Consider the following 21,969-nt stretch of genomic DNA (forward strand, 5'->3'; position numbering starts at 1 on the left):
TACGGCGGTCATAGCGGCAGGGAAACACCCGGTTACATTCCGAACCCGGAAGTTAAGCCTGTCAGCGCCGATGGTACTGCACCGGGGACGGTGTGGGAGAGTAGGACACCGCCGGACAATCTTTGTGGAGGGCCACCCCTATGGGGTGGCCCTTCCGCATTTCCGGGGGATTTTCCCCTTCTGTGTGCCGGCTCGTCGGCGGGTGTCCCGGACGGCGTGTGCGGGTGTGTGTGGTGTGTTGGTGGTGTGGGGTGCCCCGGCTGTGGTTGGCCGGGGCTTTCGCATGTCCAGGGGCCGACCGCGGGGGGTCATCACGGCGGGGGCGCGGGGGGTCTCGGTCGTGGCGTGGCGTGGCGTGACGTGCCTGGCGCCCTGGCCTGCGATGCCTGCCGGCCTGAGTGGGGTGCGGTTGATGCTGTTCCCCGGGGGTGCGACCGCACGCTGCCAGCAGGCTGGGCCTGATACGGGTAGCCAGCCGGCCCGAAGACCGAGGAGGAGTGCGGGGCAAGCAGGGGTGGGGGCGAGCAGGGGCGATGGGCCGCCCCGGGGTGGGCGTGAGCAGCGGCCCGGGAGGAGCGGAGCGGGCGGGAGGGAGGACCGCAGCGAAGGCCCAGCGGAGCGGGCTTCGCGAGGACCGGACCTTCCGACCGGCGCAGTGACGTCCCAACCCCACCGACCCCGACCCACCCGACCCCAACCCACCCGACCGCCAACAAACCCGGCCACCCCCACCACAAGTCCTCCCGCCCCGAGCGCGGGATGTCCCAACCCGCCCGGTCAAGGCCCCCACGCCCCAAGACTTCTCGTCCCACCACAACGACGCCGCGCACAATCGCGCCCACCGCGACACGTCGTCAACTGATGCGGCGACATCCCACCCGCTGCCCGTGCGTGGACCACCCCGTGCTCGTATCACCCGCACCGCGTACCACCTCGTGAAGGGGTGGCCACGAGTTCCCGTACGCTGAGGGTCGTGGAATATCGAGCCGTCGAGCAAGCGATCATGGCACGGGGAGTGGAGTGGGATTTCAGCCCCACTCTTGACCGGATCACCGCGCTGATGGAGATCCTCGGCGACCCCCAGCACTCGTACAAGGTCGTTCATATCGCGGGCACCAACGGGAAGACGAGCACCGCGCGCATGGTCGAGGCTCTGCTGCGCGAGCGTAACCTGCGGGTGGGCCGCTACACGAGCCCTCATCTGCAGTCGATGCGCGAGCGCATCTCGATCGACGGCGAGCCCCTGTCGGAGGAGCGGTTCGTCGAGGTGTACCAGGACATCGCCCCCTACCTCGAGATGATCGACGCGAGGGTGGGCAAGCTGAGTTTCTTCGAGGTGCTGACGGCGATGGCGTTCGCCGCGTTCGCGGACGCTCCCGTGGACGTCGCCGTGGTCGAGACCGGCATGGGGGGCACCTGGGACGCGACGAACGTCGCCGACGGAACGGTTGCCGTCATCACGCCCATTTCGCTCGATCACACGGACTACCTCGGTCCGGACATCGCGACGATCGCCGGTGAGAAGGCCGGCATCATCAAGCCGAAGGCGACGGCCATGCTGGCACAGCAGGCGCTGCCGGCCGCCGAGGTGCTGATGCGGCGCGCGGCCGAGGTCGGTGCGGTGGTCGCCCGCGAAGGGCTGGAGTTCGGGGTGCTGAATCGCGAGCTCGCCATGGGCGGTCAGATGCTGCAGCTCAGGGGCTTGAAAGGCGTGTACGAGGACGTGTTCCTGCCGTTGTACGGCGCGCACCAGGCGGGCAACGCCGCGGGCGCCCTGGCCGCAGTGGAGGCGCTGACGGCCGGCGACGACCCGCTGGGCGAGGAGGTCGTACGGCAGGCCTTCGCCCAGGTGAGCAGCCCCGGGCGGCTGGAGATCGTACGGCGGGGCCCGACCGTCCTGATCGACGCGGCGCACAACCCCGCGGGCATGGAGGCCACGGTCGAGGCCCTGACCGAGGCGTTCGGGTTCACCCGGCTCGTCGCCGTGATGGCCGTGATGGCGGACAAGGACGTGGACACGATTTTGGACCTGCTGGAACCGGTGGCCGAGGAGATCGTGGTCACCCGCAACTCCTCTCCCCGCTCGCTGAGCCCGGACGACCTCGCGGCCCGGGCGGAGGCCGTGTTCGGCCAGGATCGCGTCCACATCGAGGACCGGCTCGACGACGCCATCGACAGGGGCATCGCGCTGGCCGACCAGGGCGACGAGTTCGGCTCCGGCGTCCTCATCACCGGTTCGGTCGTGACCGCGGGGGACGCGCGCGTCCTCCTCAAGGCCGCCAAATGAGCAGCGCCGTGTTCGAGGTGACTCCCGGCATGCGCCGGCTCTGCGCGACCGTCCTCGGGATGCAGGCGATCGTCGTCGCGCTCATCAGCCCGGTCGCGATCACCATCAACCACGTGTCCACGCCGCTCGCGCTGACCGTCGGACTCGGGCTGGCCGTCCTGTGCGTGATCGTCGCCGGCATGCTGAAGCGCCCGCACGCGTACATTGCGGGCACTGTGCTTGAAATTCTGACAATCGCCACAGGATTCCTGGTCCCGGTCATGTTCTTCCTCGGGGTGATCTTCGCCGCCCTGTGGATAACGGCCATCTTCGTCGCTCGCCGTGTCGAAGGGACGACGAAGCGCTAAAGTCGGCAACCATGGCCGTCCCTCCCGTACCGCAGGCACGGACCGCCGTGCCGGTCCGTGCCGTGCGCGTCCCTCTGCTGGTCGACGTCGTTATCGGGCTGCTCACCCTGGTGGCCCTTCCTCTCGCGCTCGTCGCCATCCCGAACACGATCTCCGTCGTGGCGGCGCTGCTGCCGCCGGGCGTGTCGCAGGTCGACATGATCCGCGCGCACGGCCTGGCGCTGCCCGCGATGCTGGTGACCGTGCCGCTCGCCGCGGTCGCGGTGCGCAGGTTCCGCGCGGCGCCGATCCTCGTGGCGGGGCTCACGCTGCTCGCCCTCGCCGACGTCGCCGGGGGGTACACCGACACCGTCGCGCTCGTCGGCGTGCTGCGGGTGCTTCACGGGATCGGCGCGGGCATGCTCGTGCCGGCCACTCTGGTCGCGGTCGCCGAGCGTCCCCGGCACCGGGTGCTGCTGCCGATCTGGGCGGGCACGCTCGCCGCCTCGCTGCTGTCGGCCCAGGCCCTCGCCCTGTGGGCGATCCGCGACGTGTCCTCCTGGCAGGTCACTCTCCAGCCGTACCCGCTGCTCACCGGGGTGGCGCTGGCCCTCGCCGCGGCATACCTGGTGCTTTGGATGATCTCCGGCGACGGCGGGACGCGGGCCGAGGGGGAGATCCTGCCCGCGGGCCGGCCGACGTCGGCGGAGCGCGGGCGGCTCGCGCTGGCCATCGTGCCCGCCGCGGCCATCGCGGTGCTGGGCGTCGGGATCACCTTCGACTGGCCGCCGCGCCTGGTCGTCGTCGCCGCGGCGGTCGTGGTGGTGGCGATGCTGGCCCTCGCGGCGCTCGGCACGTTCGAGGGGCCCGGCGGCCGTACGCTCGCCTTCGTCAACGTCGCGGTGGGGCTGGTGGTGCTGCCGACCGCCGCGCAGATGACCTACATCGAGCTCGGCGGCCCTCTGGGCGGTCCCGGCCTCAAGGGCCTGTGGGTGCCGTTCCTGGTGGCCGCGGTGACCGCGCTCGTGGGCGCCGTCCTCACGGGGAGGGCGCCCGAGGCGCTCGCGGCCCGGATGACGGTCCTCGGTCTCGCGGCCGTCGTCGCGGGGCTGGCCGCGATCAGGCTGCTGGTCCCGGCGCCGTCGGGCACGCCGCTGGTGGTGCCGTTCGTCCTGCTGGCCGCCGGGTCGGCGGTGGCGCTGGTCGGCGCGTTCCGCACGGCGGGTCTCGGATCGGCGATGCTGGGGCTGTCGCTGTGCTTCCCGGCCGTGCTCGCGGGCTTCCTGCTCGGCACCGGCATCCAGGTGAACCGGCTGCGCGACGCCGCGGAGACCGCGCAGGGCGACGGGAACGCCCTGGTCGACGGGTTCATCGACGCGCTGCACATATGGGCGCTCGTCGGTGGGTTCGTCGTGGTCGGAGTGATCGTGCTTTCCTCCGTCCTGACCCGGCGGGCAGCCGCCGCGTCGGCGGACGGTGAGGTGGTGATCCCCGCGCCGACCCCCTCGCCGGAGGAGGACGACAACATCCCCAGGGACGCCGGCCCCGCACACTGACACCGCGCCGCACACTGACACCGCCGCACATACCGCCGCGCACACAGCCACGCACGGGGACGCCGTCCCGGACGCTCCGCTCCGGCAGCCACAGATCCGCCGCCACAGACCCGCCGACACCGGACTTGTCCGATCGGAGCGGCGTTCCCGGACCGGTAAGCTGCCGTTGCGCCGGAGCTTCCCAGCTGAAGCTCCCCAGGCGCTGACGAGTGGGCCCGCGATCCGCCGGGCCACCGTGTACGGCGAGTCAAACGACTTTAGGAGAAAAGACCGTGTCCGAGCGTACGCTTGTCCTGATCAAGCCCGACGGGGTCCGTCGCGGCCTCATCGGGGACGTCATCGGCCGCATCGAGCGCAAGGGCCTCAAGATCGTGGCGATGGACCTGCGCACGCTCGACGCCGAGACGGCCAAGGCCCACTACGCCGAGCACTCCGAGCGTCCGTTCTTCGGCGAGCTGGTGGAGTTCATCACCGGCGGCCCGCTGGTCGCGATGGTGCTCGAGGGCCCCCGGGCCGTCGAGGCGTTCCGCGCCCTGGCCGGCCTGACCGACCCGGTGAAGTCCGCGCCCGGCACCATCCGCGGCGACCACGCCCTGGAGATCGGCGAGAACGTCGTCCACGGCTCCGATTCGCCGGAGTCGGCCGCCCGGGAAATCAAGATTTTCTTTCCGGACCGTTTCTAGTCCTTGCCACACGAGAGGCCCCGGTTTAAACCGGGGCCTCTCGTGTTTTTCCAGGTGGTGACCGAGCTTAGGTCGGGGGACAGCGGTTTTTCCGGGGGCTTGAGAGCTCGATGTGCCCAGTCATGAGCACGTGCCGTTACGATTCGAATGCGATGCGTCATCCCGCACTCCCGCTGAACCCGGTAACCGCTAACCACCTGAAGGAAGGCTTCCTTCCGCATGGGCAGCAAGCTGACATTCCTGGGCCGTGACATGGCTGTCGACCTTGGCACGGCGAACACTCTCGTCTACGTCCGAGGGCGCGGCATCGTCCTGAACGAGCCGTCCGTCGTCGCCATCAACGTCACGACAGGAAAGATCGTGGCAGTTGGGATAGAAGCGAAGCGGATGATCGGGCGGACGCCCGGAAACATCGTCGCGATCCGTCCCCTGAGGGACGGTGTCATCGCGGATTTCGATGTGACCGAGCGAATGCTGCGGTACTTCATCCAGAAGATCCACAAACGGCGGCACTTCGTGCGCCCGCGCATCATCGTGGCCGTGCCGAGTGGCATCACCGCTGTGGAGCAACGCGCTGTGAAGGAAGCGGGCTACCAGGCCGGGGCCCGCCGCGTGTACATCATCGAGGAACCGATGGCGGCCGCGATCGGAGCCGGCCTGCCGGTCCACGAGCCGACCGGGAACATGGTCGTCGACATCGGCGGCGGCACCACCGAGGTGGCCATCATCTCGATGGGCGGCATCGTGACCAGCCAGTCGATCCGCGTCGGGGGCGACGAACTCGACCAGGCGGTCATCGCCTTCACCAAGAAGGAGTACTCGCTGATGCTGGGCGAGCGCACGGCGGAGGAGGTCAAGATCGCCGTCGGGTCCGCCTGCGTCACGGGCGAGGACTTCCACGCCGAGGTGCGCGGGCGCGACCTGGTCAGCGGCCTGCCGAAGACGGTCGTCATCAGCGCCGAGGAGATCCGCAGGTCGATCGCCGAGCCGGTCAACGCGATCGTCGACGCGGTGAAGTCGACGCTGGACAAGTGCCCGCCGGAGCTCTCCGGTGACCTCATGGACCGGGGGATCGCCGTGACCGGTGGCGGCGCCCTGTTGCGCGGCATGGTCGACCGGTTGCGCGAGGAGACCGGCATGCCGGTCCACCTGGCCGAGAACGCGCTCGACTCGGTCGCGCTCGGCTCCGGGCGGTGCGTGGAGGACTTTGAAGCCCTCCAGCAGGTGCTCGTGCCGGAGCCCCGCAACTAAGGAGCGTCATGAGAGACACCCGCCGCGCCCGTCTCATGCTCGGACTCCTCCTCGCCGTGGCGCTGATCCTCATCACGGTGGATCACCGGGCCGGGAACAACCACGTCCTCGGCCCGGTGCGCGACTTCGCGGGCGCCGTGTTCGGGAAGGTCGAGCGCGTCGGCGCCGCCGTCACGCGGCCGATCACCGGATTCGTCGGCATGCTGCGCGACGCGCCCTCCGCGCAGCGCGCCATCGCCGACCTGCGCAAGGAGAACGCGCGGCTACGGGACGAGATGTCGGCGCAGCGGCTCGACAAGGGGCGGGCCGAGAAGCTGGACCGCATGCTCGGGCTGGCGGGGCTCGGCCGCTACCGCATCGTGCCGGCCCAGGTCGTCGCGCGGCGTACGGTGGCAGGTTTCGAGGACACGGTCGAGATCGACGCCGGCACCGGCGACGGGATCCGGCCCGACATGACGGTGCTCAGCGATGCCGGGCTGGTCGGCCGCGTCGTCCAGACAGGCCCGGCCGGCTCGACGGTAGCCCTGCTGACCGACCCGGCCCTGTCGGCCGGGGCCAGGCTGGAGGGTGGCAACGAGCTCGGCGTCGTGAGCGGCCTCGGCGAGGCGGGCGGCGGTGGCAACCTCATCAGGTTCCGCCTGCTCGACTCCACCGTGCCGATCGGCGTGGGCCGCCGGATCGTCTCGTTCGGTTCTCAGCAGAGCAAGCCGTACGTGCCGGGAGTGCCGATCGGCGTGGTCGAGCGGGTGGACAACACGCCGGGTGAGGTGACCAGGACGGCCTACGGGCGGCCCTTCACCGACTTCTCCTCGCTGGACGTCGTCGGCGTGGTGGTCGCGGCGCCGAAGCGTGATCCGCGCGACGCGGTGCTGCCGCCGAAGCCGCCACCGCCGAAGCCGCCGCGCGAGGACCAGCGGCGCGGCGGCGACGGCCGCGGACAGGGGCGCGCCTCGCTGGAGGCCGAGTGGGGGCTCGGCGACCGGGGCCGCGGCGCGGGCGACGAGTCGCGGGCCACGACCGACCGGCAGACGCGCGAGGCCCGGCCCGAGGCCGCGCGGGAGCGGCGCGGCCGGCACGGCACGCAGGCCGTGGACGGGGAGCAGTACGCCCAAGACCAGTACGCCCAAGACCAGTACGCCCAAGAGCAGTACACCCAGGAGCAGCACGCCCAGGAGCCGCCCGCCGCCCGTGAACGGCCCGCCGCCGGAGAGCCGCGCAACGCGCCTCGGCAGCACGATGGCGCCGCGGCGGACGACGGCCGCGGTGGGAGGAACTGACCGATGGCCCGCAACCTCCTCGCCGCGTTGCTGCTCTTCGTCGCTCTGGTGCTCCAGGTCAGCGTGGTCAACCGGCTGTTGTTCTCCTGGGCGCCCGACCTGGTGCTGTTGACGGTCGCCGCGCTCGCCACCAGGCGCGGGCCCGTGCCGGGTGCGGTGATCGGCTTCTGTGGAGGGCTCGCCTACGACCTGCTGCCTCCCTCCAACCACACGCTGGGCCAGTACGCGCTGGTGCTGTGCGCCCTCGGCTACGCGGCCGGGCGAGTGGGAGAGCGGGTGCCGCTGCCCGCGGTGGCGGCGTGCGCCGTGGTCGCGCCCGGCATGCTGGCGGGTCTGGGCGCGCTGATCGGCGCCCCGGGGGTCACCTGGCCGGTGCTGGCCACGGCATGGCCCCGGGCCGCGATCTGCAATCTCGTGGCCGCTCCGCTGGTGCTCTGGGCGGTCAAGGTCACGCACGGCGGCCACCGCAGGCGCGCCGGTGGTGGCGAGCTCGTGCCGAGCTGGAGACGGGGGACGGCATGACACGTTTGCGCGGACGCCTGCTCGTCCTGCAGGTGCTGGTCATCGCCATGATCGTGGTGCTTGTCGTCCGGCTGTGGCAGGTCCAGGTGGTGCAGGGGTCGCGGTTCGTCACGGTCGCGACCGAGACGCGCACCCGCGAGGTGCGGGTCCCCGCCCTGCGGGGGGCGATCCTCGACTCCTCCGGGCGCCCGCTCGTGCGCAACCGCACGACGCTGGTGGTCTCCGTGGACCGCGGCCGGCTGGAGCGGATGCCGGACGGCGGCGACGCCGTCCTGCGCCGGCTGTCCACCGTGCTGAAGGTGCCGCTGTCGAAGCTGAAGCAGGAGATCCGGGCGTGCGGCCCCGGCATCAGCCGCCCGTGCTGGCCCGGCTCGCCGTACACGCCGATCCCGGTCGCCAACAACGTCAACCCGCGGGCGGCTCTGCAGATCCTGGAACGCCAGGAGGACTTCCCCGGCGTCACGGCCGACATCCAGGCGATCCGCGACTATCCCAACGGCAAGGACGCCGCCCAGCTCCTCGGCTACCTGCAGCCGGTGACGCAGAGCGAGCTGGAAAAGCGCGAGGGTCTCAAGGCCAACTACTCGGGCGTCGACCTCACCGGCCGCGACGGACTGGAGCGCACCTACGACTCCGCCCTGCGCGGCGCGCCCGGCCTGCGCAACGTCCAGGTCGACCGGATGGGCAAGGTCATCACGGTCAACCAGCAGTCCGACGCGGTCCCCGGCGACATCCTGGTGACCAGCATCGACGCCAACGTGCAGCGCGTCGTCGAGAAGTCGCTCGACCAGGCCATGCGGGAGGTGCCGAACTCGGACGGCGCCGCCGGTGTGGTGCTCGACGTGAAGACCGGCCGCGTGATCGCGATGGCCAGCCGGCCGACGTACGACCCCAGGGTCTGGACGGGAGGCATCGCGGAGAAGGACTATCGGCGGCTGCTGTCGGACAAGTCGGGCAAGCCGCTGGTGTCGCGGGCGATCGCCGGCGAGTACGCCCCGGGTTCGACCTTCAAGATCAGCTCGGCGTCGGCGATGGTCGCCGACGGAGAGCCCCTGCACGGCACCTACCAGTGCCCGAGTTCCTACAACGTCGAGGGCCGGTCGTACCCGAACGCGGGCGGCATGAGCCTGGGCGCGATCTCGTTGCACGAGGCGCTGGTCAAGTCGTGCGACACCGTGTTCTACAAGGCCGGGTACGAGGAGTGGCTGCGCGACGGCGGCAAGACGCCCAAGGCCAAGGTCAAGGAGCCGATGCCGACCATGGCCAAGGCCTACGGCTTCGGCAAGCGCACCGGCATCGACCTGCCCGGCGAGTCCGCGGGCCGGATTCCGACCCGGGCGTGGAAGCTCGACCTGTACAACTCCACCAAGTCGGAGATGTGCAAGCGGGCCAAGATCGGCTACCCGGATATGAAGGACCAGAGCCGGGCCGCGTTCGCCAAGCGCCTGGCCAACGAGAACTGCCTGGAGGGCATGATCTTCCACGCCTACGAGGCGGTCAACCTCTCGATCGGCCAGGGCGACGTCCTGGTCACCCCCCTCCAGCTCGCTCGGGCGTACGCGGCGCTGCTGGGCGACGGCAACGTGCGCAGCCCGCGTGTCGGCTGGGCGCTGATGCGCCCGGACGGCACCCTTAAGCAGGAGATCCCGGTCCCGATCGTGGGGCACCTGCCGGTCAACGACGAGACCCGCACCTACATCCGCAAGGCGCTCAGCGAGGTGCCCTCGGACGGCACGGCCGCGGGCGCGTTCCGCGGGTTCCCGATGAACATCGTCAAGGTCGGCGGCAAGACCGGTACGGCGGAGGTCTACGGCAAGGAGGACACGTCGTGGTTCGCGTCCTTCGCGCCCGCGGACAATCCGCGGCTGGTCACCGTGGTCATGGTGGCGCAGGGCGGCTTCGGCGCCTCGACCGCCGCGCCCGCCGTGCGGCGCATCTGGGAGGGGATCTTCGGCCTCGGCAAGGGGGACGACGGCAAGCCGCTCAAGCCGGCGCTTCCGGACGGCAAACCGGTGACGCGGCTGCCGGCCATCAGCCGCGAAACGCAGTGAGGCGGACCTGCCATGACTGAAGCCATCGGGGTACGGCGGAGGTCGTTCGCGAGCCGTGTCGTCGGCCGGGGATCGGTCGTCTGGCGGATGGACTGGCTGCTGTTCGGCGCGGTGGTCGCGCTCAGCGCGGTCGGCACGCTGCTGGTGTGGTCGGCCACCCGGACGTGGTCGTCGATCGAGCCGACGGGCATGGCCAAGAAGCACGTGCTCAACCTGCTCATCGGCCTGGCCCTCTACAGCGCGGTCGCGGTGACCGACTACCGCTGGCTGCGCACGTACGCGCCGGTCCTGTACGGCATCGCCGTCGTCGGGCTGATCCTGGTCATCAGCCCGATGGGATCGACGATCAACGGCCACCACTCGTGGATCCTGCTGGGCGGGGGCTTCGCCCTGCAGCCGGCCGAGCTGATGAAGCCGGCGCTGGTGGTGATGCTGGCGCGGCTGCTGGCCCCGACGTCCGAGAAGGGGAAGAAAAAGGACCGGCCGAGGGCCTCCGGTCTCGCGCTGTCCGTCGCGGCGGCGGGCGCGGCGGCGGCGCTGGTCATGCTGCAGCCCGACCTGGGCACCACGATGGTGCTGATGGCGACGACCGGCGCGATGATCGTCTTCGCCGGGATACGCAAGCGCTGGGTGGGGGCCGGGGTGCTGCTCGCGGCCCTCGCGGCGATGGCGGTGTGGTCGCTGGGGCTGCTCAAGCCTTATCAGGTGGCGCGGTTCACCGCGCTCATCGACCCGTCGAGCGACCCGCGCGGCGTGGGCTACAACAGCACGCAGGCGCTGGTGGCGATCGGGTCGGGAGAGGTGTTCGGCAAGGGCCTGTTCCACGGCGGACAGACCACGGGACGCTTCGTGCCCGAGCAGCACACCGACTTCATCTTCACCGTCGCGGGCGAGGAGCTCGGCTTCGTCGGGTCGGTCACCGTGGTCGCACTGCTCGGCGTGGTGCTGCTGCGCGGCGTGCGGATCGCCCGGATGTGCGGCGACCGGTTCAGCGCGCTCGTCTCCGGCGGCATCATCGCGTGGCTGGCCTTCCAGACGCTCGTCAACGTCGGCATGACCATCGGCATCATGCCGATCACCGGAGTGCCGCTGCCGTTCGTCTCCTACGGCGGCACGGCGACGTTCGCGAACATGACGGCGGTGGCCATCCTGCAGGCGATCCACCTCAGGTCGCGGCCCGTGTGACCTGTGCCGCCCGCATGAGAGCCGTCCGCAGGGTGGCGGACCCCGGCTCTCACTGGTGTCCGCTCCACGCGGCGAACATCATGGGAACAGAACAGGTTCGGGGGTTGAACGAACCATTACGGAGGAACCGTGACTCCGGACGACGAGGTGCGGGAGCGCGAGCGCGCCCTTGACCTGCTACGCAGGGCCTTCCCCGACTACCGGATCGTGTACGGCGGCGGACGGTGGGCCGCCGCGGCCGCGGGCGACCCGCCGACGGTGTGGTTCGCCCAGACGCCGGCCAGCCTGTGCGGTCAGCTGTTCACAGCCCAGTTGCGCCGCGGCGGGACGGTCGTTCCTCTCCGGCTGGAGGAGAGCGACTCGCAGTGCGCGAGGTGACCGGTTCGTGACATGTAGGGCGTTAGCGTGCGGGTGTCACCACTGGGAGAGCCGATGACGACACCCACACGCGGCGGGGACCGGTCCGCCATCCAGATCGCCGGCGGCATCCGCGAGCGCACCCTCGCCGCTCTCGGAGAGCCGCCGACGACCGCGGTCTTCCACCAGATCGCCGACGAGATCCACCTCTGCTGCCCGCAGCTGACCCGTTTCAAGTGCCTGCGCCTGGCGTACGGGTGGACGGTCGAGGAGGCGATCGAGCGCTTCCACGCGATGTGCGACCGCGAGCAGATCAAGCGCAGGGGGCTGAGCGAGCGGTCCTGGCGGGAGTGGGAGGCCGGGGCCCGGCCCGACCGCGACTACACCGACCTGCTGTGCCGCCTGTTCGAGACGGGCCCGGTGCAGCTCGGGTTCGCCCGGGACTACACGCCCCCGGAGATGCGCCGCCCCGCGGCGTGGCGGCGCCCCGCCGCGCCCGACCTGATCAGCGCCGCCGCGCAGGAGGCGAGCGAGCACGCCGAGCGGGTCGAGACGAGCGAGATCGGCGACAGCACGCTGGAACGGCTGCGCACGCAGGTGATCTGGCTGTCCCGGCGGTACGTCTGGGAGGCGCCGCTGCCGCTGTTCGTGGAGATGCGGGCGCTGCAGGAGCAGACCCGCCGGGCCCTGGAGCGGCACGTCCACCCGGGCCAGGCCGGTGAGCTGTACTTCCTGGCGGGAACGCTGTGCGGGCTGATGGCCAACGCGAGCATGGACATGGGCCGGCGCGTGCCCGCCGACACCCTCGCCCGCGCGGCGTGGACGTACGGCAGGATCGCCGGCCACCGGTCGCTCATGGGCTGGGCCCGCGGCATGCAGGCGTCGGTCGCGCTGTGGGACCGGCGGTATGAGGACGCGGCGGGCTACGCCGAGGACGGCCTCACCCAGCTGCCGCGGGGTCAGGGCGGCGCGCGGCTCCACATGCTGCGCGCGCGGGCGGGGGCGATGCTCGGCTGGACCCGCGAGGCCGAAGACGACCTGCTCAAGGCGGCGGACGCCCGCGAGTCGGGCGCCGGGGACGAACTGCACGACGGGTTCGCCGGGGAATTCTCCTTCCGGCCCGCCAAGCACGCCTACTACACGGCGGTCACACACCTGCACCTCGGCCAGCCCGCCCGGGCGATCGAGCAGGCCCGCACCGCGCTCGACCTGTACGAGCGGGAGGACCGGCAGAACAGGTCGTACGGCTGTGAGGCGATGGCCGGGGCCCACCTCGCGGTCGCGCACCTGATGGAGGACGACCCAGGCGGGGCCGAGCAGGCCCTGACCCCGCTGCTGGCCCTGCCGCCCGAGCGCAGGATCGACAGTCTCGCCGAGACCCTGCAATCCACCCGGACGATGGTGCGCGGCGCTCTCGCCGAGCGACTGGAGTCGTTCTGCGCGACCGGCCTGCCCCAGTCGGCCGCCCGGGCGCTGCCCGAGGCACTGTCCGAAGCAGTGCCCGAGGCGCCGCGCGGTGAGGGGGACATGCGATGAGCATTTCCACCGTCGCCGGCACCCCGCCCGCGCTCGCTGAGGCGTGCCGCCAGGCGGGGCTCAGCGCCGACGGCGCCCGGCTGCTGCGCAGTTTCGCCAACACGGTGTACCACCTGCCGGGGGAGGGGGTCGTCGTCCGCCTCGCGGAGACCGGCACTCCCGGCAAGTACGACCGCCTGGTCACCTCGCTCAAGGTCACTCGCTGGCTGGACGAGCAGGGCTTCCCCGTCACGCTGCCGCTCGACGTGCGCCAGCCGCTGGCCGTCGAGGGCTGCCTGGCGACCTTCTGGCACTACGAGGACGGCGCGGACGACGGCGACCCGGTTCCGCTCGGCCTGCTGCTTCGGTGGCTGCACTCCCTGCCGCCGGTCCCGTTCGCGCTGCCGACCTACGACCCCTTCGGCCGCGTGCGGCGGGCCGTACGGGCCAGTCTCGTGCTGGACGGCGAGGAGCGGGAGTGGCTGCTGGGCCGGTGCGCGGCGCTGGAGGAGGCGTACTACGAGCGGGTCGAGTTCGTCCTGCCGTACGGGCTGGTCCACGGGGACGCGCACCGGGGCAACCTGATCCGCACCGCGGACCGGATCCTGCTGTGCGACTGGGACTCGGCCAGCGCGGGGCCGCGCGAGATCGACCTGGTGCCCACCCTGCAGGGCGCCAGGTTCGGGCTGTCGGACGCGCAGCGCGACGGCTTCGCCCACGCGTACGGGGGCGACATCAGGGACTGGCCGGGCTATCCGGTGCTCCGCGACATCAGGGAGCTGCAGACGCTGACGGCCGTGCTGCGTATCGGGCACCGGGACGCCGCGGCGCACGCCGAACTGCGCCACCGCCTGGCCTCGCTGCGCGCGGGCGACGACCGGATCTGGCACCCCTTCTGAGGACGGAAGATCCGCAGGGGCCACTCCCCGGAGCCGATACCCTGGATGCATGTCTGTCGAGTCGTTGTTTCCCCGCCTGGAGCCGCTGCTGCCCAAGGTGCAGAAGCCGATCCAGTACGTCGGGGGCGAGCTGAACTCGACGGTCAAGGACTGGGACGAGGCGACCGTCCGGTGGGCTCTGATGTACCCGGACGCCTACGAGGTCGGCCTGCCCAACCAGGGGGTGCAGATCCTCTACGAGATCCTCAACGAGCTGCCCGAGACACTGGCGGAGCGCACCTACGCGGTGTGGCCCGACCTCGAGGCGCTCATGCGATCCGAGGGCGTCCCGCAGTTCACCGTGGACGGGCACCGGCCGGTTCGCGCGTTCGACGTCCTCGGGGTGTCGTTCGCCACCGAACTCGGCTACACGAACCTCCTCACCGCGCTCGATCTGGCGGGGATCCCGCTGGAGGCGGCGGACCGCACCGACGAGGATCCGATCGTGCTGGCGGGCGGCCACGCCGCGTTCAACCCGGAGCCGATCGCCGACTTCCTCGACGCCGCCGTGCTCGGCGACGGCGAGCAGATCGCCATCGCGATCTCCGAGGTGCTGCGCGAGTGGAAGGCCGAGGGCTCGCCCGGCGGCCGCGACGAGCTGCTGATGCGCCTCGCCTCCACGGGCGGGGTGTACGTCCCGAAGTTCTATGACGTCGAGTACCACCCGGACGGGCGCATCATGCGCGTCGTCCCCAACCGCGACGGCGTGCCGACGCGCGTGTTCAAGCACACGGTCATGGACCTCGACGAATGGCCGTACCCGAAGAAACCGCTGGTCCCGCTCGCCGAGACCGTGCACGAGCGGTTCAGCGTCGAGATCTTCCGGGGTTGCACCCGGGGCTGCCGCTTCTGCCAGGCGGGGATGATCACCCGTCCGGTCCGGGAGCGGTCGATCACCACGATCGGCGACATGGTCGAGGCGGGGATCAGGGAGTCCGGCTTCAGCGAGGTCGGGCTGCTGTCGCTGTCCAGCGCGGACCACTCCGAGATCGCCGATGTCACCAGGGGTCTCGCGGACCGCTACGAGGGCAGCCAGGTCGGTCTGTCCCTGCCGTCCACCAGGGTCGACGCGTTCAACATCGACCTGGCGAACGAGCTGTCCCGGAACGGCCGCCGTTCCGGTCTCACGTTCGCGCCGGAGGGCGGATCCGAGCGGATGCGCAAGGTGATCAACAAGATGGTCACCGAGGAGGACCTCATCCGCACGGTCACCACCGCCTACTCCAACGGCTGGCGGCAGGTGAAGCTCTACTTCATGTGCGGGCTCCCGACCGAGGAGGACGAGGACGTCCTCGGCATCGCCGACCTGGCCAAGAAGGTCATCAAGGCGGGCCGCGAGGCGACGGGCTCGCGCGACATCCGCTGCACCGTTTCCATCGGCGGGTTCGTGCCCAAGCCGCACACCCCGTTCCAGTGGGCCGCCCAGTGCGACCACGAGACGGTGGACCGCCGGCTGCGCACGCTGCGCGACGCCCTGCGCTCCGACAAGGAGTACGGCAGGGCCATCGGCTACCGCTACCACGACGGCAAGCCGTCGATCGTGGAGGGGCTGCTGTCGCGGGGCGACCGCCGGGTGGGCAGGGTCATCCGGGCCGTCTGGGAGGACGGCGGCCGTTTCGACGGCTGGAGCGAGCACTTCTCGTTCGAACGGTGGATGGCCGCGGCCGAGCGTGCCTTCGCCGACGAGCCGGTCGACGTGGACTGGTACACGACGCGCGATCGGGACGAGCACGAGGTGCTTCCCTGGGACCACCTCGACGCCGGCCTCGACCGCGAGTGGCTGTGGCAGGACTGGCAGGACGCGCTCAACACGGTCGAGGTCGAGGACTGCCGCTGGACGCCCTGCTACGACTGCGGTGTCTGCCCCACGATGGGGACGGAGATCCAGATCGGCCCGACGGGCAGGAAACTGCTGCCACTCACCGTGATCTGACGCTCACGGCCTATTCTGAAAGACGATCGACCGAAAGCGGAAGGACGACGGAACTCTGAAACCCGTTCCCGACGGGCCCGCGCCCGAACCCACCGTGCAGCGCCTTCGCGTGCGCTATGCCAAGCGGGGCCGCCTGCGCTTCACCAGCCACCGCGACATCTCCCGCGCCGTCGAAAGGGCGGTGCGGCGAGCCGGTATTCCGGTGGCCTACAGCGCCGGCTTCAGCCCCCACCCGAAGATCTCCTACGCCGGCGCCGCCCCCACCGGAGTGGCGAGCGAGGCCGAGTACCTCGAGATCGGGGTGAACCGGCCGTGCGACCCGCGGCGGGTTCGCGACGACCTCGACGCCTCGCTGCCGCCGGGGTTGGACGTGCTCGATGTGGTGGAGGCGCGGGACGGGAATCTCGCCGACCGGCTGGAGGGCTCGATGTGGGAGCTGCGGCTCCCCGGGGCCGATCCGGCCGAGGCCGAGCGGGCGGTGAAGGAGTTCCTCGCGGCCGACCTGGTGGAGGTCGAACGTCTGACCAAGAAGGGAATGCGGCGGTTCGACGCCCGCCAGGCGGTGCGTTCGCTGGCCGTCGTGGAGGGGCCGGGAATTACGGCAGGTCAGGAGACCGTTCAACCGTGTGTCATACTTCGTATGGTTGTTCGGCACGAAACACCTGCCGTCCGGCCCGATGACGCGCTCATGGGTCTGCGTCTCGTGGCAGGCTTCGCGCCGCCGTCACCCGCAGCGGTGACCAGGCTGGCGCAGGGGCCGCTCGACGCGATGACCGGTGAGCCCGCCGACCCGTTCGCCTTCGACCGGGCAGGCGGAGACCGATAAGACTTGCCGCCGAGGCGCCGACAGGAAGCCCGGCGGACCGAGAGAGACGAGAGCCTCCGCGCGGCGCGGCAACGTGCCCGGAGGCTGACGGGAGAACGCCCGCATGCTCGACAACGAGCCCACTGACGGGGCTGTGAGCCTTGACGGTGACACGACAACAGAAGAACGCGGCCAGGCCGGGGAAGACATGGTTTCCTCCGGTCCGTCCGGCGTGTCCACGACCCCGCGCCGCCGGTCGGCGAGCCGCCCGGCCGGGCCCCCGCCCGAGCCGGACGACCTGCCGCCGCCGGTGACCACGGTGGCCGCGGCCAACAAGCCGAAGGCGGCGGAAAGCACTGAGCCGAAGGCGGCGGAGAGCACTGCGCCGGAAGCGGCCGAGCCGACCGCGGTGACCCCCGCGCAGGAGGAGCCTGTCGCGAAGGAGCGGCCCAAGCGCGTCACCCGCCGCCGCACGAAGACCGCCGAGGAGCCGGTCGCCGAGGAGCCGTCGGCGCCGGCCGCCGGGGAGACGGTGCCGGTTGCGGCGGAGACGGTGACGGCCACAGCGGAGCCGGTGCCGGCCGCGGACGACGAGTCGGCCGCGCCCACGCGGCGTCGCCGTACCCGCAAGAGGACCGACGAGACCGAGCCGTCCCCGCAGCCGGAGCAGGCCGAGGAGACGGCGCAGGCCGAGGAGCCCGTCGCCCCGAAGCGCCGCCGCCGCGCCCGCGCTGCAGAGCCGGAGCCGGAACGATCCAGGGCGATGAGCGCCGCCGAGGCGGAGGTCGCCGCCGCGCTGCGGCTCAACCTCCCCGACGAGGAGCCGCTGGACGACGAGCCGCTCGAAATCGAGGACGTCGACATTGAAGACGTCGACGTCGAGGAGGACGGCGGGCGGCCGGACGTGGTCGCCGACCCCTTCGGTCTGTCCGCACGGCAGCCGTCCGTGCCCTCGGTGACCTTCCAGGCGCCGTCGGCGCTGTTCCAGCCGCTCTTCCAGGCCCCCGACCCGTTCGCGGTGCCCGTGCAGAGGCCCGCGTCGCCCGCGGCCGAGCCGGCACCGGCGGAGGACGAGGAGGCGGAGGAGCCGGAGGAGACGGCCGAATCCGGCGAGGACGAGTCCGAGGGCGAGGGCGGCGCCCGCAGGCGGCGCCGCCGCCGGGGCGGACGCGGGCGCGGTGCCCGCGCCAGGGACGCCGAGGACGGCGAGGAGCAAGACGGCGAGGGCGAGGAGCCGCAGGCCGCGTCGGCCGAGGAGGACGACCGCGAGCAGGCCGACGACGACTCCGAGGGCCAGGCCGGCACCCGGCGCCGTCGCCGGCGCCGCCGCCGGGGCACCGAGGAGGCCGAGCTGGCCCCCGACGACCCGCCGAACACCGTCGTCCGCATCCGGGCGCCCCGCGCCACCAGGTCCACCTCGGTGGACGAGGTCCAGGGCGTACGGGGATCGACCCGGCTGGAGGCCAAGAAGCAGCGCCGCCGTGAGGGCCGCGAGCTGGGCCGCCGCCGTCCCCCGATCATCACCGAGTCGGAGTTCCTGGCCCGGCGCGAGTCGGTCGAGCGGATCATGGTCGTGCGCCGCCAGGGCGGCCGCACCCAGATCGCGGTGCTCGAGGACGGCATCCTCGTCGAGCACTACGTCGACCGGGAGTCCAGCCAGTCGTACGTCGGCAACGTCTACCTCGGCAAGGTCCAGAACGTGCTGCCCTCGATGGAGGCGGCGTTCGTGGACATCGGCAAGGGCCGCAACGCCGTGCTGTACGCCGGCGAGGTGAACTTCGACACCGCGGGGCTGGAGGGCCAGCCCAAGCGGATCGAGGCGGCGCTGAAGTCCGGGCAGTCGGTGCTCGTCCAGGTCACCAAGGACCCGATCGGCCACAAGGGCGCCCGGCTGACCTCCCAGATCAGCCTCCCCGGCCGCTACCTGGTCTACGTGCCGGACGGCTCGATGACCGGGATCAGCCGCAAGCTGCCCGACAAGGAGCGGACCCGGCTCAAGCAGATCCTGCGCAAGGTCATGCCGGAGAACGCGGGCGTCATCGTGCGCACCGCCGCGGAGGGCGCCTCGGAGGAGGAGCTCAGCCGCGACGTCGCCCGGCTGTCGGCCCAGTGGGAGAACATCCAGCGCAAGGCCAAGTCGGCCAGCCCGCCGGAGCTGCTGTCCGGCGAGCCCGACCTGACCATCCGGGTGGTCCGCGACGTCTTCAACGAGGACTTCAGCTCCCTGGTCGTCGAGGGCGACGAGGCGTGGACGACGGTGGACGAGTACGTCCGCTACGTCGCCCCGCACCTGACCGAGCGGCTGTCGAAGTGGGAGGAGGAGACCGACGCGTTCTCCGCCTATCGCATCGACGAGCAGATCGCCAAGGCGATGGAGCGCAAGGTGTGGCTGCCGTCCGGCGGCTCGCTGGTGATCGACAGGACCGAGGCGATGACCGTCGTCGACGTCAACACCGGCAAGTTCACCGGGCAGGGCGGCAACCTCGAGGAGACCGTCACCCGCAACAACCTGGAGGCGGCCGAGGAGATCGTCCGCCAGCTCAGGCTGCGGGACATCGGCGGCATCATCGTGATCGACTTCATCGACATGGTCTTGGAGAGCAACCGCGACCTGGTGCTCCGGCGGCTGCTGGAGTGCCTGGCGCGCGACCGGACCAAGCACCAGGTGGCCGAGGTCACCTCGCTGGGTCTGGTGCAGATGACGCGCAAGCGGGTCGGTCAGGGCCTGCTGGAGGCGTTCTCCACGCCGTGCGACTGCTGCCACGGGCGCGGGATCATCGTGTCGACCGAACCGGTCGAGGCGAAGCCCGAGCCGCGCGGCACGCAGGGCAAGATGGCCATCGAGAAGGCGGTGGCCGAGAAGGTGGCGGCGGGCGAGGGCTCCGTCGCCGCGGCGGCGGGCTCGGTGCGCGAGAGCGTCACCGACGCCATCGACGCCGATCCCACCGACTCAGACGAGGGCGAAGGCTCCGCGTCGTCTTCCCGGGGACGTCGACGTTCCCGCAGGAAGACGGCGGAGTAACGACTTCGTCACCCGGCGGTCCGCTCGGTTCGACCTGGGTGCCGGATATCCGGTACCCTGGTCATCCGGTGCGCCTGGTGTCGGCGTGCCTGGCTTCGCGCGCCTGCCCGGATCGCCGGTCGTGTATCGACAGCAGCTGGATGCGGGGCGCGGCATCTCAGCATTTAGCCAGTAGAAGGGTTCCGCGGTGTACGCGATCGTTCGTTGCGGCGGCAGGCAGCAGAAGGTCTCCGTCGGGGACGTCCTCGAGGTGGACAAGGTCGCCGGCGAGGTTGGCTCCTCGGTGTCGCTGCCGGCGGTGCTCGTCGTCAACGACGGCGATGTCACCACCGACGCTGCCACGCTTTCCCGGTTCCAGGTGACCGCCGAGATCCTCGGCGAGACCAAGGGACCGAAGATCCGGATTCTGAAGTACAAGAACAAGACCGGATACAAGAAGCGCCAGGGTCACCGCCAGCGGTACACCCAGGTCAAGGTCACCGGCATCAACCCCGGACAGTAGTTTCCCGGGGGACGACCCCCGCTTACCCCCGAAAGGGAGTGAACCATGGCACACAAGAAGGGCGCCTCGTCCACCCGGAACGGCCGTGACTCGAACGCTCAGCGCCTCGGTGTGAAGCGTTTCGGCGGTCAGCTGGTGAACGCGGGCGAGATCATCGTCCGTCAGCGCGGCACGCACTTCCACCCCGGCGACAACGTCGGCCGTGGTGGCGACGACACGCTGTTCGCCCTGGCCACGGGCCGGGTGCAGTTCGGCACCAAGCGCGGTCGCCGCGCGGTGAGCATCGTCCCGGCCGCGGAGTAGATCCGCCCCGGACACCAACAAGCAGCGCGATGAGGCGGATCGAGCATTCGGTCCGCCTCATTCGTTTTTCCGTACAGCAGTGAGGGGGAGCGGCTGATGGCCGACTTCGTGGACCACGTCGTCCTGCACATCAAGGCGGGTGACGGGGGCAACGGCTGCGCCTCCATCCACCGGGAGAAGTTCAAGCCGCTCGGCGGGCCCGACGGCGGCAACGGCGGACGCGGCGGCGACGTCATCCTGGAGGTGGATCCCAACACCGCCACCCTGCTGGAGTACCACCACCGGCCGCACCGTCGCGGGGGCAACGGCAAGCAGGGCATGGGCTCCAACCGGGACGGCGCCAACGGCGAGGACATCGTCCTGCCGGTGCCCAACGGCACGGTCGTGAAGGACGCCAGGACCGGCGAGGTGCTGGTCGACCTGGTCGGCGCCGGGACCCGCTACGTCGCCGCGCAGGGCGGCTTCGGCGGCCTCGGCAACGCCGCGCTGGCCAACGCCAAGCGCAAGGCCCCCGGGTTCGCGCTGCTCGGCGAGCCGGGTGACGAGGCCGAGATCGTGCTCGAACTCAAGACCGTCGCCGACGTGGCGCTGGTCGGGTTCCCCAACGCGGGCAAGTCGTCCCTGATCGCGGCGCTCTCCGCGGCCCGCCCCAAGATCGCCGACTATCCGTTCACGACGCTCATCCCCAACCTCGGCGTGGTGACGGCGGGCGAGACGGTCTTCACGGTCGCCGACGTGCCGGGGCTCATCCCGGGGGCGTCCGAGGGCCGGGGGCTCGGTCACGAGTTCCTGCGGCACGTCGAGCGCTGCTCGACGATCGTGCACGTGCTCGACTGCGCGACGATCGAGCCGGGGCGCGACCCGGTCACCGACTTCGAGGTGATCGAGGCCGAGCTGGCGGCGTACGGCTCGCTGCAGGACCGGCCGCGACTGGTCGCGCTGAACAAGGTGGACGTCCCCGACGGCCGGGAGCTGGCCGACATCGTCACGCCCATGCTGGAGGAGCGCGGACTGCGCGTCTTCGAGATCTCCGCCGCCAGTCACGAGGGCCTGCGGCCCCTGGCGTACGCGGTGGGGGAGATGGTGGCGGCGGCGCGGGCGCAGGCCCCGGTGGAGGAGCCCACGCGGCTGGTCATCCGGCCCAGGCAGCTCGGCGAGACCGGGTTCGCCGTACGCCGGATCGACGAGAACCGCTTCCAGGTGAGCGGCGAGAAGCCCGAGCGGTGGATCCGCCAGACCGACTTCTCCAACGACGAGGCCGTCGGCTATCTGGCCGACCGGCTTGAACGGCTCGGCGTCGAGGAGGCGCTGATCAAGGCCGGCGCGACGGCCGGCGCCGAGGTGATCATCGGCCCGATGGAGGGCGGCTACGTCTTCGACTGGCAGCCGTCGCAGGCCACGGAGGCGACGATGGGCCCGCGTGGCACCGACGCGAGGCTCGGCTGATCGGGGGGCC

The 21,969-nt window shown here is 71.3% G+C and carries 18 protein-coding genes and 1 rRNA gene; all 19 read left to right on the forward strand.

The window, feature by feature from the left end; all coding sequences use genetic code 11:
• The 19 genes from rrf to obgE all read left to right on the forward strand — a co-directional run bounded on the left by rrf (position 1) and on the right by obgE (position 21,959).
• Positions 1–117, forward strand: a 5S ribosomal RNA gene (gene rrf / locus QSK36_RS00005).
• A gap of 886 nt (positions 118–1,003) precedes the next feature.
• Positions 1,004–2,287, forward strand: a complete 1,284-nt coding sequence (locus tag QSK36_RS00010; RefSeq protein ID WP_183544609.1) for a bifunctional folylpolyglutamate synthase/dihydrofolate synthase — start codon at positions 1,004–1,006, stop codon at positions 2,285–2,287.
• Positions 2,284–2,634, forward strand: a complete 351-nt coding sequence (locus QSK36_RS00015; protein ID WP_285780886.1) for a DUF4233 domain-containing protein — start codon at positions 2,284–2,286, stop codon at positions 2,632–2,634. The genes QSK36_RS00010 and QSK36_RS00015 overlap by 4 nt, the downstream gene beginning before the upstream one ends.
• 11 nt (positions 2,635–2,645) lie before the next feature.
• Positions 2,646–4,169, forward strand: a complete 1,524-nt coding sequence (locus tag QSK36_RS00020) for a hypothetical protein (protein ID WP_285780887.1) — start codon at positions 2,646–2,648, stop codon at positions 4,167–4,169.
• 272 nt (positions 4,170–4,441) lie between these two features.
• Positions 4,442–4,852 carry a nucleoside-diphosphate kinase gene (ndk, locus tag QSK36_RS00025; RefSeq protein ID WP_030505860.1) on the forward strand — a complete coding sequence of 137 codons (411 nt, stop codon included), beginning with the start codon at positions 4,442–4,444 and terminating at the stop codon, positions 4,850–4,852.
• Between the two features lie 219 nt (positions 4,853–5,071).
• The gene (locus QSK36_RS00030; protein ID WP_139576225.1) at positions 5,072–6,103 is read left to right on the forward strand and encodes a rod shape-determining protein; all 1,032 of its coding nucleotides are present in this window, start codon (positions 5,072–5,074) and stop codon (positions 6,101–6,103) included.
• Positions 6,104–6,111: 8 nt separating this feature from the next.
• Positions 6,112–7,380: a rod shape-determining protein MreC gene (mreC, locus tag QSK36_RS00035; RefSeq protein ID WP_285780888.1), complete on the forward strand. Its 1,269-nt coding sequence runs from the start codon at positions 6,112–6,114 to the stop codon at positions 7,378–7,380.
• 3 nt (positions 7,381–7,383) lie between these two features.
• Positions 7,384–7,902, forward strand: coding sequence for a rod shape-determining protein MreD (gene mreD, locus QSK36_RS00040; protein WP_139576227.1), 519 nt, complete (start codon positions 7,384–7,386; stop codon positions 7,900–7,902).
• Positions 7,899–9,953, forward strand: a complete 2,055-nt coding sequence (mrdA, locus tag QSK36_RS00045; protein WP_285780889.1) for a penicillin-binding protein 2 — start codon at positions 7,899–7,901, stop codon at positions 9,951–9,953. Before mreD ends, mrdA begins: the two co-directional genes overlap by 4 nt.
• A 12-nt stretch (positions 9,954–9,965) precedes the next feature.
• Complete coding sequence (gene rodA / locus QSK36_RS00050) at positions 9,966–11,138, forward strand: rod shape-determining protein RodA (RefSeq protein ID WP_183544204.1); 1,173 nt, start codon at positions 9,966–9,968, stop codon at positions 11,136–11,138.
• A gap of 129 nt (positions 11,139–11,267) precedes the next feature.
• A complete protein-coding gene (locus QSK36_RS00055) occupies positions 11,268–11,516 on the forward strand; it encodes a hypothetical protein (protein WP_139576230.1) in 249 nt (82 codons plus the stop codon).
• 54 nt (positions 11,517–11,570) lie between these two features.
• Positions 11,571–13,031, forward strand: coding sequence for an NsdA family TPR-like regulatory protein (locus tag QSK36_RS00060; RefSeq protein WP_183544203.1), 1,461 nt, complete (start codon positions 11,571–11,573; stop codon positions 13,029–13,031).
• Entirely contained in the window at positions 13,028–13,909 is an 882-nt protein-coding gene (locus QSK36_RS00065) for a phosphotransferase family protein (protein WP_285780890.1), read from the forward strand. Before QSK36_RS00060 ends, QSK36_RS00065 begins: the two co-directional genes overlap by 4 nt.
• A gap of 49 nt (positions 13,910–13,958) precedes the next feature.
• Positions 13,959–15,881 carry a TIGR03960 family B12-binding radical SAM protein gene (locus tag QSK36_RS00070; protein WP_183544199.1) on the forward strand — a complete coding sequence of 641 codons (1,923 nt, stop codon included), beginning with the start codon at positions 13,959–13,961 and terminating at the stop codon, positions 15,879–15,881.
• A gap of 109 nt (positions 15,882–15,990) precedes the next feature.
• Positions 15,991–16,707 (forward strand): TIGR03936 family radical SAM-associated protein, encoded by a 717-nt coding sequence (locus tag QSK36_RS00075; protein WP_205825934.1) that lies wholly within the window; start codon positions 15,991–15,993, stop codon positions 16,705–16,707.
• A gap of 187 nt (positions 16,708–16,894) precedes the next feature.
• Complete coding sequence (locus QSK36_RS00080; RefSeq protein WP_285780891.1) at positions 16,895–19,708, forward strand: Rne/Rng family ribonuclease; 2,814 nt, start codon at positions 16,895–16,897, stop codon at positions 19,706–19,708.
• A gap of 187 nt (positions 19,709–19,895) precedes the next feature.
• Positions 19,896–20,210 (forward strand): 50S ribosomal protein L21, encoded by a 315-nt coding sequence (gene rplU / locus QSK36_RS00085; protein ID WP_030505848.1) that lies wholly within the window; start codon positions 19,896–19,898, stop codon positions 20,208–20,210.
• A 45-nt stretch (positions 20,211–20,255) separates the two neighbouring features.
• Positions 20,256–20,513 (forward strand): 50S ribosomal protein L27, encoded by a 258-nt coding sequence (gene rpmA / locus QSK36_RS00090; RefSeq protein WP_030505847.1) that lies wholly within the window; start codon positions 20,256–20,258, stop codon positions 20,511–20,513.
• Between the two features lie 96 nt (positions 20,514–20,609).
• On the forward strand, positions 20,610–21,959 hold the full coding sequence (gene obgE, locus QSK36_RS00095; protein ID WP_183544193.1) for a GTPase ObgE: 1,350 nt from the start codon (positions 20,610–20,612) through the stop codon (positions 21,957–21,959).
• Positions 21,960–21,969: the final 10 nt, after the last annotated feature.

It is taken from the genome of Microbispora sp. NBRC 16548 (assembly GCF_030268985.1).
GTDB lineage: Bacteria > Actinomycetota > Actinomycetes > Streptosporangiales > Streptosporangiaceae > Microbispora > Microbispora catharanthi.